This window comes from Salmonirosea aquatica (assembly GCF_009296315.1).
Taxonomy (GTDB): domain Bacteria; phylum Bacteroidota; class Bacteroidia; order Cytophagales; family Spirosomataceae; genus Salmonirosea; species Salmonirosea aquatica.
Genome location: NZ_WHLY01000002.1, coordinates 5367816 through 5383529 on the forward strand (window position 1 = coordinate 5367816; position 15714 = coordinate 5383529).

The 15714-nt window shown below is 52.1% G+C and carries 16 protein-coding genes; 7 read left to right on the top strand and 9 right to left on the bottom strand.

From position 1 onward, the window contains the following. Positions 1-132: 132 nt before the first annotated feature. From GBK04_RS23115 to GBK04_RS23145, 8 genes are all read right to left on the bottom strand, one after another. Positions 133-2211: a sulfatase-like hydrolase/transferase gene (locus GBK04_RS23115; protein ID WP_152763818.1), complete on the bottom strand. Its 2079-nt coding sequence runs from the start codon at positions 2209-2211 to the stop codon at positions 133-135. Between the two features lie 107 nt (positions 2212-2318). Continuing rightward, positions 2319-3185, bottom strand: coding sequence for a lysylphosphatidylglycerol synthase transmembrane domain-containing protein (locus GBK04_RS23120; RefSeq protein WP_152763820.1), 867 nt, complete (start codon positions 3183-3185; stop codon positions 2319-2321). Further along, positions 3182-4891 carry an ArnT family glycosyltransferase gene (locus GBK04_RS23125; RefSeq protein WP_152763822.1) on the bottom strand — a complete coding sequence of 570 codons (1710 nt, stop codon included), beginning with the start codon at positions 4889-4891 and terminating at the stop codon, positions 3182-3184. Before GBK04_RS23125 ends, GBK04_RS23120 begins: the two co-directional genes overlap by 4 nt. Positions 4892-4900: 9 nt before the next feature. Then, complete coding sequence (locus GBK04_RS30980) at positions 4901-5116, bottom strand: hypothetical protein (RefSeq protein ID WP_373331253.1); 216 nt, start codon at positions 5114-5116, stop codon at positions 4901-4903. Then, a complete protein-coding gene (locus GBK04_RS23130) occupies positions 5089-5895 on the bottom strand; it encodes a glycosyltransferase family 2 protein (RefSeq protein ID WP_373331254.1) in 807 nt (268 codons plus the stop codon). The genes GBK04_RS30980 and GBK04_RS23130 overlap by 28 nt, the downstream gene beginning before the upstream one ends. A 20-nt stretch (positions 5896-5915) precedes the next feature. After that, entirely contained in the window at positions 5916-6884 is a 969-nt protein-coding gene (locus tag GBK04_RS23135) for an NAD-dependent epimerase/dehydratase family protein (protein ID WP_152763824.1), read from the bottom strand. Positions 6885-7194: 310 nt separating this feature from the next. Then, positions 7195-7977, bottom strand: coding sequence for an L-fucose dehydrogenase (locus GBK04_RS23140; RefSeq protein ID WP_152763826.1), 783 nt, complete (start codon positions 7975-7977; stop codon positions 7195-7197). A 99-nt stretch (positions 7978-8076) separates the two neighbouring features. Further along, on the bottom strand, positions 8077-8514 hold the full coding sequence (locus GBK04_RS23145) for an SRPBCC family protein (protein ID WP_152763828.1): 438 nt from the start codon (positions 8512-8514) through the stop codon (positions 8077-8079). Between the two features lie 129 nt (positions 8515-8643). Here GBK04_RS23145 and GBK04_RS23150 point away from each other — a divergent pair, with 129 nt between their 5' ends. From GBK04_RS23150 to GBK04_RS23165, 4 genes are all read left to right on the top strand, one after another. Next, on the top strand, positions 8644-8997 hold the full coding sequence (locus tag GBK04_RS23150) for an ArsC family reductase (protein ID WP_152763830.1): 354 nt from the start codon (positions 8644-8646) through the stop codon (positions 8995-8997). A 46-nt stretch (positions 8998-9043) separates the two neighbouring features. Further along, positions 9044-10042: a glycoside hydrolase family 18 protein gene (locus GBK04_RS23155; RefSeq protein ID WP_373331255.1), complete on the top strand. Its 999-nt coding sequence runs from the start codon at positions 9044-9046 to the stop codon at positions 10040-10042. Between the two features lie 218 nt (positions 10043-10260). Next, on the top strand, positions 10261-10815 hold the full coding sequence (locus GBK04_RS23160; RefSeq protein WP_152763832.1) for a DinB family protein: 555 nt from the start codon (positions 10261-10263) through the stop codon (positions 10813-10815). A gap of 170 nt (positions 10816-10985) precedes the next feature. Next, positions 10986-11342 (top strand): DUF4180 domain-containing protein, encoded by a 357-nt coding sequence (locus tag GBK04_RS23165; protein ID WP_152763834.1) that lies wholly within the window; start codon positions 10986-10988, stop codon positions 11340-11342. A 113-nt stretch (positions 11343-11455) separates the two neighbouring features. Here the strand turns inward: GBK04_RS23165 and GBK04_RS23170 are convergent, their stop codons facing one another. Further along, complete coding sequence (locus GBK04_RS23170) at positions 11456-11875, bottom strand: DoxX family protein (protein ID WP_152763836.1); 420 nt, start codon at positions 11873-11875, stop codon at positions 11456-11458. Between the two features lie 376 nt (positions 11876-12251). Here GBK04_RS23170 and GBK04_RS23175 point away from each other — a divergent pair, with 376 nt between their 5' ends. From GBK04_RS23175 to GBK04_RS23185, 3 genes are all read left to right on the top strand, one after another. Beyond that, a complete protein-coding gene (locus tag GBK04_RS23175; RefSeq protein WP_152763838.1) occupies positions 12252-13679 on the top strand; it encodes a GntP family permease in 1428 nt (475 codons plus the stop codon). Between the two features lie 9 nt (positions 13680-13688). Then, entirely contained in the window at positions 13689-15227 is a 1539-nt protein-coding gene (gene garD, locus GBK04_RS23180) for a galactarate dehydratase (protein ID WP_152763840.1), read from the top strand. A 117-nt stretch (positions 15228-15344) separates the two neighbouring features. Further along, positions 15345-15677 carry a polyhydroxyalkanoic acid system family protein gene (locus GBK04_RS23185; RefSeq protein ID WP_152763842.1) on the top strand — a complete coding sequence of 111 codons (333 nt, stop codon included), beginning with the start codon at positions 15345-15347 and terminating at the stop codon, positions 15675-15677. Positions 15678-15714: the final 37 nt, after the last annotated feature.

Consider the following 15714-nt stretch of genomic DNA (forward strand, 5'->3'; position numbering starts at 1 on the left):
AAAATGCCACATAACTCATAAATATACGAAACTGTTTATAGTTTGAGTTTCGATAGCCCTGCTGGGACAATTACTGTACGGCTTTATTCATTCATCAATACGTGAAAGAATTTTCAGACGACGGTTTGCCCGTTAATCTGCCGCATGGAACAGTGCCGCGGCGGGTACGGGTTGTTCCCTCATGCCTTCGGCCTGCCAGGTCCAGTCCAGATTGGGCTTCGCGTTGCCCGTCTGGTGGTAGTAGATCCGGAACGGATGGTACCCTGCTTTCAGGTTGACCGTTGCCGAAAGGGGTAGTTTCAATTTGGGTTGGTCGGGGTAGGTGCGGTCGATGATCAGGGCGTCGTGCAGCCGAAACAGGTAGCTGCCGTTGCCGGTCATGGTAAATTGGTAGGTACCATCCTGAGGTACCTTGAGGTACCCCTCCTGATAGATCATCCCCTCTTTCAACGCGATGCTGTTGATATCGGCACCCGGCTTGTTCCCCGAAAGCGAAGCCGGGCGGCCGGTAAGATCAGCTACCCACGGGAACTCACCTTCATGAATGGCCCAGTGCACACCGGCGGCGGCTTTGGGAGCTTCCATGGCGGCCATTGGGGCCAGGTCGTAGGGGCGAGGCGCTTCGGGATCGGGCCGGCGTACCTGCGTAACCCTTTCCTTGAAAGTTTTCTGCATGGATCGGTAAGCGGCCTCACCGGCCAGGTTTTTCGTTTCCTGCGGATCGGTTACGACGTTATAAATCTCAAAATCGTCGTCGGCCGACTTAATGTCGTAGCGAACTCCCACAAAATCTCCCAGCCTGATTTTCTGCATCTGGTTACGCTTCCGGGCGCGGTGATTGGGCGAAAACTCCTCAAATTTGGGCGTAGCGCCGTTGTTTTCGTATTCGATGTACACCACGCCCTGCTTTTGGGTACCCTGTCCGGTCAGGGTAGGGAGTAGCGAAACGCCATCGGTGCGGGCGGGAGCCGGAATCTGGGCGGCATCGGCAAAGGTGGCCAGCCAGTCGTAGAGGGCGCTGGGCCGGGTGATTACCTGCTTGGTCGGGATGGTACCCGGCCACTGCACCAGTGTCGGCATCCGCACGCCGCCTTCCCACACATCGCGCTTGATGCCATCGAATGGACCGAAACTGTTGAAGAAAACCGGCTCATAGTCTTCTTTCAGGTATGATTCAATCGAAGGGCCATTGTCAGAAGTAAAGACGACCATCGTATTCTGGTCAATTTTCAAATCTTTTAACAACTGCATGATATCGCCGATGCCGTCGTCGATCCGGCGGCAAAGCGTGGCGTACCGCTTGTACACATTGGGCCAGGGTACCTCGGCTGTAGCGGGATTCTTGTCGTGATCGTAGGTGGCTTTGGCATAGTCCGGGTGGATGTAGGAGTCGGGGGTACCCGAAGCGGTGTTGATCATTTTGCCGGAGGTACCCAGCCATTGCAAACCGCCTTTCAGGCCGCCGCCCTGGGGGTAGGCCTGGGTAGGAAGTTCAAGCACGGCGTGGGGTACATCGTAGGCCAGGTACATGAAGAAAGGTTGGGCTTTTCCGGCTTGCTGTTTGATAATCTGCTTGGCTTTGGCCGTCCACAGGTCGGTGGTAAAGCTTTTGGCCAGGCCCGCCGATACGTTGGTCTTATTCTCCCAGACTTCTTTCTTCCCCCGGTAAATTCCCTCCACCGGATAGTGCTCGTGGCCATCGGCGTGACGGATGTAGGCATACGAATAATCGAAACCCCGGTTCAGGGGATGCGCGGGCCAATTGGGAGCTTCGGCATCGACGCCCTGCAAGCCCCACTTGCCTACCAGACTGGTGCTGTACCCGGCCTTTTTAAGCACCGAACTCATGGTGTAGGTGTCCTGCAACTCTTTGTCAAACTGATTGTTGCGAATATTGGCGTGGCCCTGGCTGACGCCCAGCATGAGCGAGGCGCGCGACGGTGCGCATACCGGAGCCGCGCAGTAATGGTGGGTGAGCATGGCACCGTTTTGGGCGATGGCGTCGAGCGAAGGTGTGAACTGCCAGGGTTCGCTGCGGTCGTTGGCTTTCATGCGCTGTTGCTGCCAGAAAGCGCCCACGTCGCCCCAGCCCATGTCATCGACGAGGATAAAAATGATGTTGGGTTTGCTCGCGGACGGAGCAGCCGGCTGGGCGAAGACGGATAGAGCTACGAGGTATAGAAAAACTATATACGTAAAGGAATGCTTCATTTTTCAGGAATAGCTAGGCAGGTTTGTGAATTTCTGTACTGCCATAAAGACGACGTTTTTCCAAACATACCACTCCCAGTCATTGAGAAATGCATTTATAATGTTTTTTATTCTTTGGGAGAAGAATCGGGGATGACGGGTTCTTTCCCAAATAAGAAAAGGCAGCCCGTCAGAGCCAGTGCCGTAACCAGCACGTTGAAAAGAAACCCCGAGGCAACGGAGTGGGCTTCCGAAGTACCCAGAAACTGGGATCCGTACAGGAAAGTCAATTCCCGAATCCCGACCCCGCCAATGGAAACGGGCAGCATAGAAGCCAGGGAAGAAGCCAGGAATACGAGCGTGTATTCGAGGTAGTGATCCGAAATACCGATGGCTTCCATCAGAAAGACGATGGAGGCGATTTGGGCGAGTTGAATCAGGATCGAAATCCAGAATAGCTTCTGGTGTACCGCCACCAGAATGGGCATCCAATACCCGATTGCCCACCGCAATATGAAAAGTTCGAGGAGCAGAGCGGGTACCCACAGCCACGACCACAAGGGACCGAGTACCAGGATGAGCGCTGGCAGGAGCGCCAACAGCAGCAGCGCACCCAGACCGATGAGACGGTCCCAGAGCATGATTTTGGTGAGGCTAAGGGTACTGTGCCCTGTGTAGTTTTTTTTGAGATAGTATACTTTATAGGCATCCGCGCCGATTCCGCCCGGTAAAAACATGCCATAGAACATGCTGATCCAGTAGAAGCGCAGGTTGGCGCGCACCGAAATACGAATGGATTGAGCCCTTAGCATCAGCCGGAGGCGCTCGGCGCCTAGAATTCTTGATAAAGTGTACATCAGAAAGGCGGCCAGCAAAAACCACCACCCGGCGCTTTTTATCGAATTCCAGATGGCGTCGATGTCAATCCGCCGCGTAACCAGGTAAAGCAGCCCCAGCGTGACCAGAATTTTGATGGCGGTTTTCCCGTACTTCATTCGGTTTGGCGGCTTATACCGGGAGCGGAAGGGTTGATCTGCACCAGCCTGATTCGCTCGCAGGTAGCCTGGCGGGTCTTGGGACTAAGAAACAGGGCATTGAGCCGCGTCGTGCGGAAATGATAGAATAGGTAAGATTTTCCGGTTTCCACTGAAAGCGAGTCCAAAGCCCGGTTCATGGACTCTTCCGGACCGGCCAGCCAGATTTCGCCGCTGTTTTTCAATTGGTTGGCCTTGATAGTCTTGTAAAAATGTTCGGTGTAGTAATTGAGGGTGTTGCTCTCCCAATTGAACAGACGGATATCCTGGGGGGCAATATTCAGTTCCTTCACCTTGGCGGCCACTTGCAGACCACCCAGATAATGCTGTACCTGCGGATAAAAATTTCCGTTCATCAACAGATTGGCAAAAATACCTACCGCCACCGAAATCCCCATCAGTTTTTCGAGCCAGGGACCGGCCGTTACCCACTCCCGGATCATCAGAAACAAGGCGGCAAAGGCCATCGCGGTCACCAGCCCGTTTTGGATGGGGAAAATGTACCGGGTAAGCATTAGGCTCACTACTATCATCGCCACCGCCACGAACTTTTGCGCTATGAGTAACCCTTGCTGTTCATAGCGCAGGCTCACTGTTTGCAACTGAGCGGCGATAAGGAGTGCAAAAAAGGGAAACAGAATATTGAGGTAATGGGGTAGCTTGAAATTGGAGATAGAAAGCAGGGTAAACATGACCACGATGGTAGTCAAAGTCAGGATTTCGCGCCCCGGCGCATACGTGAACCGCTGCTGTCCCAGAAGAAAGCTCTTTTTGAACACTGCCCAATAAGCCAGCAGGCTCCAGGGTAGCAAAGCCCAGAGCAGCGTATGGAAAAAGAAAAGAGGATCGTTGCCACTGGCGCTTCCCCAGTTGGTACCTTCCATGCGCTCGATATTCTGATAAAAAAGGATAAACGCAACGCCCGAGTGGCCACGGGTGCCCCGGATGACTTTTTCCGGATGCAAATCGAACTGGAGATAGTAACTGTAAATGACCGGACTGCTGAACAGGAAAAACAGCCCCAATACCCACAGCCAGCGGAACGACCGCAGGAACGCCCAGTTGCGGGAATAGAGTACCTGCGAACCGACGGCCAGCACCGGCACAAAAACGCCCGACATTCCCTTGGTAGAAAACGCCAGTGCCAAAGCCAGTGAACCCGTTATAAGCCACCAAATACCCTGGGTGAGGGAGAATTCGTACAGCAGCCAGGTGGCGGTGATAATAAATGAAAGCAGCAGGGCATCCATTCGCACGTCGTTCAGCGACAGGATGTAGGCGAAGGACGTAACCAGAATCAGGGCGGCGTTACGACCTACCTGAGCCGAATACAGGCGTTTGCCCAGCCGGTAGGTCGCGTACACACCGGGAATGGCCAGAATCAGCGAGGGTACCTTATAAGCAAGGGTACCTACCCCAAACAATGAATCGCCCAGAGCGGACAACCAAAAAAGCAGGTGGGGCTTGTCGAGATAATCTTTTCCGCGATCGATCAGGCTGACATAATCGCCGGTCAGGAACATGTGCATGCCGATGAGGGCATGGTGGGCGCTGTCGTGGTCGAACAGCGGAATGATGACACCCAGCACGTAAACCGCTCCCAGCAGTAGCCCGAACAACCAGCGGATGATTATAGGACGGGTAAAGGGGGGCTCGACGGTATTCATGAGAAATACTTAATGGTACTGGGGCTGAGGTAGGGGGGATGCCTGCTTGGGTAGGGTGGCTACTTCGTGTATTTTCCGAATCGAGTACGGGGTAGCACGCTGACTTTCGTAGTAGATCCGCATCTGTATTTCGGCAAAAAGGCCTAAGGCTAAAAACAGCAGGCCACTTACCGACAAAATGATGCCGATCAGCAGGGCTACGCCTGAGCCGGAACCAACTCCCAACGAGGCCAGCAGTTGGAAGAGCACTGTACCTCCGCCCCTAGCAGGAGCAAACCTCCGAGTGGCCCGAAGAGGTGCATGGGCTTTTTCATCCAGCGCTGAAAATATACCATCAGCATCAGGTCGCTCAGTACCTTCGTCGTGCGGCCCAGCCCATATTTCGACTTGCCGAAGCGCCGCGGATGATGGCGCACGTCCATTTCGGTCATCCGGGCACCCTGGATATCGGCCAGCACCGGAATAAAGCGGTGGAGTTCACCGTAGAGGCCCAAATTTTGCGCAACGGTTCGCCGGAATACTTTCAGGGTACAGCCGTAATCGTACAGATACACCCCGGTCAGGCGGCGGATCATCGCATTGGCCAGTTGACTGGGGATTTTGCGCAGCAGCCAGCCGTCCTGGCGGTTGGCGCGCCGCCCGGCCACGACGTCCCAGTCTTCCCGGCGGGCTTTGTCCAGCATCAAAGGAATATCGGCCGGGTCGTTCTGAAGATCGCCGTCGAGTGTAACAATGTACTCGCCCCGTGCCTGGGCGATTCCGGCGGCCATCGCACTGGTCTGGCCGTAGTTACGCATCATCTCGACGATCCGTACGTAGGGTACCTCCGTTTGCCGGGCGCGGGCGATGGTGCCATCCGTAGAACCATCGTCGACCAGGATGATTTCGTGGGTAAGCCCATGCAGTGCCTTATGTAAGGCAGTGAGCATGAGCAACACATTTTCTACTTCGTTGAACATCGGTACCACGACCGATAGTTCGGGGAGTGAGTCGGGGAGGAGCATATAGGTTCTTTCAGATTCGGTCATACCGGTAACGCATTGATCGGCGCATGGTTCAGGGCCTCCAGCATAGTGTTGAGCCCCTGATGGAGTGAGGTGGCGGGTTGGTACCCCAGTATTCGCCGGGCTTTGGTGATGTCGGCATGAGTGAGCCTGACATCCCCCGGCTGATCAGACAGCCGATTGACCAGAGCGGTCCGTTCGGTCACTTCTTCCAGCGTTCCGATCAGTTCGTTGAGGGAAATGATCCGGGCGCTGCCCAGATTTAGGATCTCAAAACCCCTGACCGCATCCAGCGAGGCCAGTATACCGGCCACAATGTCTTCTACGTAAGTATAGTCACGCGCGCTGGTACCATCCCCGAAGACATCCATGGGGGTACCGGCCAGGATATTTCTCAGAAAATACGAAATGGCCATTTCGGGGCGCTGCCCGGGGCCATAGACCGTGAAAAGCCGCAGGCAGTAGGTTTCGATCCCATGCAGCCGGAAGTAATTTTCGCATAACATCTCACCGGCGCGCTTGGTAAGGGCATAGGGCGAAACCGGCTGATTTACTTCGGCGGTTTCCTGAAAAGGCGCGCGGGAATCATCCCCATATACCGACGAAGACGAGGCAAAAACCAGTTTGCGGACTCCGGCGTACCGCATACTTTCCAGCACCGAGAGCGTGCCGCCGATGTTGACATCCACATACGCCGACGGATTTTGGATGGACGGCCGCACACCCGCCAGGGCAGCCAGGTGAACGACCGCCTCTACCTGGTAGTCTTCCATTACCTTTTGCAATGCGGTTTTTTCCCGAATGTCAATCGAAAGCAGATGATACTGAGGATGGTTACGGAAGGCGTTGATATGATCCCACTTCACAAAGGGATCATAGGTGTAGGTGAAGTTGTCCACACATACCACAGTGTGCCCTTCCAGCAGCAATCGTTTGGTGAGGTGCGAACCGATGAATCCGGCTCCGCCAGTCACGAGTATAGTTCCCATATAGGCTAATCAAACATGTACGTATTAAGTCCTTAACTACAAAAAATCATCAGATGGGCCGAGGTACATGTCTTTGATTCGGAACCAGGAATAATACCATTCGATGAAACGCTAAATATTGGTGAATTGTAGCCCGGCTGTAAATATTTACAATTCTTACCGTCCACTTGTTCCGGTGGCAGTGCCTTTTTTCCAGATTATTTTTTTAACAAAAAAAATCCCTGCCAGCGGCAGGGATTGCAAGTCATGGGGCGAAAGTTCCAAGTGTAACTTCAAAACAGTCGGAGAGTCCGTTTCGGGAAGATGATGGCTACTCCAAAGCCCGGTCCAGGTGGACATACCCGCCGTCCACATGGATCAATTGTCCGGTAGTATGGCTCGAGCGACTCGATAGCAAAAATACGACCATATTGGCAATTTCTTCGGCGGTGGTCATGCGGTTTTCCAGGGGTATTTTGGCGTTGATCTGAGCCAGCTTATTTTCAGGATTGGGCAGCGTTTTTATCCAGTCGGCGTACATGGGCGTGAAGCATTCGGCTACAATGACCGCATTGACGCGCACACTGTAGGGTAGCAATTCCACGGCCCATTCGCGGGTGAGGGCGTTGCGGCCGCCGTTGGCAGCGGCGTAGGCCGAGGTACCCCCCTGCCCGGTTTCGGCGGTTTTGGAGCCAATATTGACAATGGCTCCTTTGTCTTTTTTCAGGTAGGGTAGGGCATAGTGCGCCATCAGGTAGTAGTGTACCAGATTTTTGTGCAACGAGGCCACGAAACCCTCATAGCTACCGTGCTCCAGATTCACCCCGTCATTGACCCCGGCATTATTGACCAGGCCGTCGATCCGGCCAAACTGAGCTGCCACATCCGCTACGGCATTGGCACATGCTTCGGGTTTGGATAGCTCGGCGGTTACGGCATAGGCCTTGCCGCCCCCGGCTTCCAGCCGATGAATGGTGGCCAGATTATCTTCTTCGTTGCGCCCCACAATAACCGGAATGGCCCGCTCGGCGGCCAGTACCTGGCAGATTCCCTCGCCGATGCCCTTCGCACCGCCCGTAACAATGATTACTTTATCCTGTAAGTTGAGGTTCATATCCCTTTGGTTTGGTAGTAGTTCATAAAGGAAAATCAGGACCAAATCTGTCCGTTTTTTTCCAAAAAATCCCTGTATCTCATTTATCGGTCGCTTTTTTCAGGAAAAAATTCGCTTGTAGATGGGTTGGCGGTAGGCAAACTGGGCATATAGCAGGGGGTACATCAGGTAGTCGGTCAGCAGGAAAGGTGTACGGTACTCGATTTCGTCAGCAATGAGGGTACCCCCCGATTTTTGCCGGAGCAACCGGTGTTTGTGCCGCCAGAAGGCCAGGAAAAAGGGAAGCTTGATGCCTTCGTCGATGAAGTAGATTTCGTCCCCGGTTTCCTGCTGATCCGCGATCCGGCTGATCCAGGTTTGTTTGAACAGGAAAAAATTCAGTTCCAGCGCCACCAGATCGCCCGTGTAGCTGCCATCAAAGCGAACCAGCCGGACCGGAGGGAAAGGCGGACTGAGTTTTTTGAAAAGGGCTTCGTCGAAGCCCTCCCACACCGCGAGGAGGGGAGCAGCTACGGGGGTATACAGGGATAGTTTCATGCAGAGGAAACCGGATCGCGGCGAGATAGTTTGATGTGGAACGCATTTCGAGGGTACCTTGTGAGCAAAGTACCCCGCTTTTTAAAAAAAATTAATAAATTGCCTCCCTACCTTCAATCCCCAACCAAAATGTTTACCCTCTACGGAATTCCGAACTGCGAGACCGTCAAAAAAACGCGCCGCTGGCTGGACGCTCAGCAGGTACCCTACCTGTTTTATGATTATAAAAAGCAGGGTATTTCGCGTGAAAAACTGGATGACTGGCTATCGCAGGTACCCTGGGAAAAGCTCCTGAATCGCGCGGGTACGACCTGGCGGAAACTGTCGGACGAGCAAAAAAACGGCATCACCGATGCAGCTTCGGCAGCTGAATTCATGCAAAGCAATACCTCTGCTATCAAGCGTCCATTGCTCGAAAACGAAGCGGGCAAGGTACTGGCGCTGGGCTTTTCGGAAAAAGAATACGGACAAATATTAGCCTGAGCGATTGATCAAGGTACCCTTTCTACATTATCTTCTTACCCACCCAATGAAATTTTTTATCATGACTCCATCCAAAATTTTTATCGGTCTTTTGCTTCTGACATTGGCCATAGGCTGCAAGAGCGTACAAAAAACTACTTCTGCCGCTCAGAATGAATTCAAAGTGGTCGGCTACTACACCCCGGGTTCGGCTGAGCCGGAGAGCCTGCCGCTCAATTACCTGACGCACATCAACTACTCGTTTTCCATTCCGGCTCCCAGCGGCGATACGCTCATGCCGCTGCGCGACGATAGCATCCTGAAACGGCTCGTGAAGCACGCCCACAGCGGAAACCGGGAAGTCTTTATCTCGATTGGCGGTTGGGGGATTGGCGATGGCGGTGGCGACGACAGTCGCTTTCACCGCATGGCGGAGCGCGCCGAAGGACGGCATACATTCGTGCGAAGCGCGATGGCGTTGGTCCGGAAATATGATCTGGATGGCGTGGATCTGGATTGGGAGTACCCCGACGAAGACAGTCCTTCCGCCGACCAATACGTGTTGCTGGTGCGCGAACTGGCCGATTCACTCCACGCCCTGAATAAAAAACTCACCGCCGCCGTGGTAGCGAGTGGCAAGAAGGGCTATGGTACCAAAAAAGAAGCTCTAGATGCGATGGATTGGGTGAACCTGATGGCCTACGACGGCGACTATGGCGGAGATATCGTGAAAGCCCATTCTCCCTACGCCTACGCGGTGCAGAGCATCGACTATTGGGTAAAGGGACGCGGGTTAGCGCCGTCCAAAGCGATTATCGGCCTGCCCTTTTACTCCAAAAAGGGCTTCGGGCAGTTTGGCCCTACCTACAAGCAACTCATCGCCGACGGGGCCAGCGCCTACGACGATTACTGGAAGGGTGCCTTCTACAACGGCATCAACACCATCGAAGCAAAGACCCGCCTGGCCAGACAACTCGGCCTGGGCGGTGTAATGATCTGGGAAATTGGCCTGGATACCTCGGATGATACTTCATTGCTGAAAGCCATCGACCGCGCGAAGCGGTAGGGAGGACAGAAATTAATACTTCTGCTGCTACTTGATTGACTGGCTCCTGCGCACAAACAATACAAAATGCGAAGTACGCATTTTGTATTGTTTGGATTTTCCTTTTTCTAGGATGAGTTTTATGAAAGTGCTGAATGCTAGTTGTTTATTGAGTTTATGATGTACGAAAGGTTCGTATATTTACGAGTTAGCAGCCATTTAAAACGCAGTTTCTCAAAATGTTTGAACGAAATTGGACTCAGGAGATTGATACTATCACAGAAAAGTTTAGAAACTTTGGATGTTTAAGTGAAGAAGAATTCAATTTTAAAACAAAAAATGAAACATGGAGTATTGCTCAAAATATTGCACATATCATTTTACTGAACAATTCTTATTTTGAAGGTTTTAAAGAAATCCTAGACGGCAAACACAAACTATTTGTAAATGAAGGGTTAGAAGAATTGGCATTAAGTGCTTTACTTTCCTTACAACCTTATACAACTACTGATAGATTCAAACGAGCAAATACTTGGGATATTTGGCAACCAACTTCACTATACTTGAAAACGTATATTTTAGGGGAGTTTGAACGCTGTCAATTTAATTTTAAGAATTACATTGTATCGTTCAAAAACTTTCCTATTGACCGAACTTATATTAAATATCCTGGTTCTGCTGATTTAATTTTTAAGCTGGATGACTGTATAAATTTTTTAATTGACCATGAAAACCGTCATTGGAATCAAGCTTATGAAATAGTTAAGCATTTTGAACAGAAAAACGGCCGCTAACAACGGGTTTAGCAAAATACGGGCCGCTTCCCCATCCTTTAAAGATAGTATATATGTCCCTAATGAAAGTATCGATAAAAGAAATCAGAATTCGTGGCAGTGAAGTGACGATGAGCAGGTGATCTGTCAAATTGAGCTACTATTTCCCTGAAAATGAACTCTACAGCTAGATGAAAATTGAAGATCATACTTTAAATAGTATAAAAATTGCCGAGGTACTTTCGGAAGAAAGTATCATCAAAACGGCTGAGGACGGGCTGGATTTATTGGGGAACTTGTACTACCAGGGTTTCGACGGCATTATTCTGTACGAAAAGAATATAGTCCCTGAATTCTTTGATTTGAAAAACGGTATGGCGGGCGAAATCCTACAAAAATTCTCCAACTATCGCGTTCGACTGGCGATTGTGGGTGATTTTACTGCTCATACCGGAAATAGCATTCGGGATTTTATGTATGAAAGCAACAAAGGTAGGCAGGTAGCTTTTGTGGGCTCCACCGACGAGGCTTTGCAGAAATTAGCCTGAATATATTTTCCTGCTAAAAGGCACTTTGTGTGCTTTTAGTAAATCGGATTTTCAGAATAAACCTGGAAACCGGACAGCATTCATGTGTGCAAAGAACTAGCCTCTATTCGACCCTACCGCCGCCGCTTCGGCCCAATCGTCGCATCGACCGAATATTTTCCACCGCCCATCACCAGCAGGGTCAGGTAGATAAGAATGTACAGCAGGAGCAATTCTTTTTTGCCAAAGGGATCATCGGCATGCGCCACAAAAGCCGCCACCGAACAGCTGATAATCAAGGGAATGACGGCCAGGCGGGTACCTAAGCCCAGGAGAATCAGTAGGGAGCAAATGGCCTCCGAAAAAATAACCAGAAAGAACGATAGGGTCGAGCCTAGGCCAATGGGATCGCCAAAACCGGTATTACCTTCCAGAAGCCGCATGAATTTGGGAATGCCGTGCGTCCACATCAAAACGGCTACGCCAATGCGCAGGAAAATCAGCCAGATGTGAACGAGATCGGGGTTATAGGAAATGGAAAAGAAACGCTTCATGAGTTGTGACGGTTTAGGATCTGATCCTGAAATATAGAGCAGAAAATCATTTCCACCAAGGCGATTTTCGGCAGATTCCTTGATTGTGAATTACAAAATAGGATTAAATGTCTGAAAATCAGCGACAGAAAGAAGCGCCTCGGTTGTCCCTATTCTTTTCCCGCGAAACGAGGAATCGCCCGGTGCAGCGGTACCTGTCTGACATTGGTAGACATTTCTAAGGACCCTACCTGCCCCGGACACGACATGGTCGCCCGGTTGTTTCCACACCCCGGGTAAGTAGATTGGGGCGGGAATATTCCTCTCTACCTCAGGTACCGTTAAGCGGCATCCAGCAACCAACTGACCGGGTACCCTGATCACAACCCATCTTTGCATGAACTCCATCGTCATAGTGCTGATCGGCATCGCCGTGGTGCTGATTTGTATCATTGTTTTACGACTGCACGCGCTGCTATCGCTTCTGCTGGCGGCGCTGATCACGGGCATCCTGACCTCACAAGCTCAACTCTTCGACTACGCCATGCAGAGCAACATGGGCGAAGCGGCGGCGCGGTCGCTGTCTACCCAAACCATCGGAGCGCGTCTGTCGAATGCTTTTGGCACTACGGTGGGCAAAATCGGTCTGCTCATCCTGTTTGCTTCCCTGATCGGCACCGCCCTGATGAAAAGCGGCGGGGCCGAGCGCATCATCCGGAGTTTGATGAAGCTGGTGGGTCCAAAAAACGGCTCCTTCGCGTTTCTGTCGGGTAGTTTTGTGCTGGGAATTCCCGTTTTTTTCGACACCGTTTTTTATCTGATGATTCCGCTGGTCAAGTCGCTGAGCGTGCGTCATCCGGGGAGGTTCAGTCTTTACCTGATGTGCGCCATTGCGGGCGGCGTGATGTCGCATTCGCTGGTACCGCCCACGCCGGGACCCCTGTACGTAGCCAAGGCCCTGGGCGTAGATATCGGCATCATGATGATCGGCGGCCTGTCGGTCGGAATAATGACGGTCTTGTGTGGGTACCTGTACGCGGCCTGGGCCAATAAAAAATGGGCTTTACCCCTGCGGGATACACCCGACCTGACCCTGGAAGAACTGCAACACAATGCCGGCATCGAGGATCAGGATCTGCCGGGCCTTGGTGTGTCGCTTTTGCCCATTGTACTGCCCATCCTGCTCATTACCGCCCATACTTTTCTGAGCATGGGCAGCCGTCCGACAGAAAACATTGTACAAACCCCCTTGCTCGACCTCTTTCAGGTACTGGGCGATGCCAATATGGCCTTGTTTATTTCGGCAATGATAGCGCTGTATCTAATGGGACATCGGCTGAAAAATGCCGAGCTATTCCGTAAAAATGTGTCCGAATCGCTGATGAGTGCCGGGATGATCATCCTCATCACGAGCGCCGGGGGTACCTTTGGCCAAATGCTGCAGCAAACGGGCATCGGAATCAGGATCGGGCAACTGGCCCAGGGGTACCAAACGGCGATTTTACCCCTGGCGTTTCTGATTACGATGGTGGTACGGACCGCGCAGGGATCGGCGACGGTAGCGATGGTGACGGCCGTAGGGGTGATGAGTGGCTTCGGCAGCGCGCAGGGTTTTGGTTTCCACCCCGTGTACCTGGCGATCGTGATTGGGTGCGGCTCCAAAATATTTCCCTGGATGAATGACAGCGCCTTCTGGATTATCTCTAAAATGGCGGGCATGAACGAACAAGAAACGATTCGCTTCTTTTCCTACTTACTCACCGTCATGGGGTTTGCGGGGCTTATCGCGTCTATGCTGTTAGCGTTTCTTTTTCCATTCGTATAGTCTTTGGGCATGAAAACCAGTACCGAAAGTACTCTTATCAAAACCTCCCCCACCGATAACGTAGGCATCGTGACCAATCCATCGGGATTAGCCCGGGGTACCCTTGTGGGCGAGGATGTCGTGCTATTGCAGGATGTACCCATGGGCCATAAGGTGGCCCTGCACGATCTGCCGAAGGATAGCGAGGTACGGCGCTACGGCCAGGTGATTGGCTACACGAACTCGGATATTCCCAAAGGTACCTGGCTGAACGAAATGAATATCGTCATGCCACAGCCGCCCGATCTGGATGCTATTCTCTACGAAGAGCCTCCCGCACCCGTGCCTGATCCATTGACGGGCTATACCTTTCAGGGATACAGGAATGCAAATGGCAGCGTAGGTACCAAGAATGTTCTGGGCATCACGATCAGTGTGCAGTGCGTCGCCGGTATGACGAACTACATCACCGATAAAATAAAAAAAGAACTGTTGCCCAGGTACCCCCAGGTGGACGACGTGGTGGCGTTCAACCACACCTACGGCTGTGGCATCGCCATCGACGCGCCGGCGGCCATGATCCCCATCAGGACCATCAAACACATTGCCCAGAATCCTAATTTTGGCGACGAGGTAATGATTATCGGCCTGGGATGCGAAAAACTGAGACCCGAACGCCTGCTACCTACCTCGGAAACCAATGACCGCCATTCTATTCTGTATTTGCAGGATGAAGCTTTTAACGGTTTTGAAGAAATGGTGGACGGGATTATGGAAGTAGCGGAAAAACACCTGAAAAAACTGAATGAACGTCGACGTGAAACCTGCCCCGCCTCAGAACTGGTGGTGGGCATGCAGTGCGGCGGCAGTGATGCTTTTTCAGGCCTGACGGGCAATCCGGCGGCTGGGTTTGCGGCGGATCTGATTGTCCGGGCCGGAGGTACGGTACTTTTTTCGGAGGTCACGGAGGTGCGGGATGCCATTCATCTGCTGGTACCCCGCGCCGCGAATGCCGAGGTAGCCCAGGCGCTGAAAGCCGAAATGGCCTGGTACGACGCCTACCTGACCCACGGACAGGTGGACCGCAGCGCCAACACCACTCCCGGCAACAAAAAGGGCGGACTGAGCAATATAGTGGAAAAAGCCCTCGGCTCCATCGCCAAATCGGGTACCAGTCCGATCGTGGGTGTGGTGGCACCGGGCGAAAAGGTACGTACCAAAGGCCTGAATTTTGCCGCCACTCCCGCCAGTGATTTCGTGTGTGGTACCCTGCAGTTGGCCGCGGGGATGAACCTGCACGTATTCATTACCGGCCGGGGTACCCCCTACGGACTTTCGATGGTACCGGTTATTAAGGTAAGCTCCAACTCCAAGCTTAGTAATCGATGGTTTGACCTGATCGATCTCGACGCGGGGCCTATCGCCTTTGGCGCTAAAACCATCGAAGAAATGGGCTGGGAACTCTTCCATCTGATGCTGGAAGTAGCCAGCGGAACCAGAAAAGTGGCTACGGACCGCCTGGGCTTATACAATGACCTGGCCCTGTTCAATCCGGGACCCTTAACCTGAAAACCCAGGAATGAATCTGCCCGTTTTTACGGCCGTGGCACCAAATTTATATACACAACAGAGTTCTGATAAAATTCACGGCTGTACAGATTCCACAGCATTCAACCATAGGAAACCATGCGAATTGAACGAAACTATAAAGCAAGCCAGCAGGAGGCTATCCAGAAAATCGATTCATTTTTGGACGAGCTCATGAAGCGCGATTTTCCGGGAGGGGTAGTGGTGAAAGAACCTACCAAAAGTTGGTCGGGAAACACCATGGACTTTTCTTTTAAATTGAAGAAAGGTCTGATCAGCACGAAGATAGCCGGTGATATTCAGGTGGAAAATGGAAAAATCATCATGAATTCCGATCTGCCCGGTCTGGTCAAAACCTTCGTATCCGAAGATAAGATTTCGGATGTGATCGGGCAGCAAATTGATTCTCTGTTTGGCACAAAAAACGGCTAATTCCTTAAAACTAGCCGTTTTTTGTCGAATCTATGAG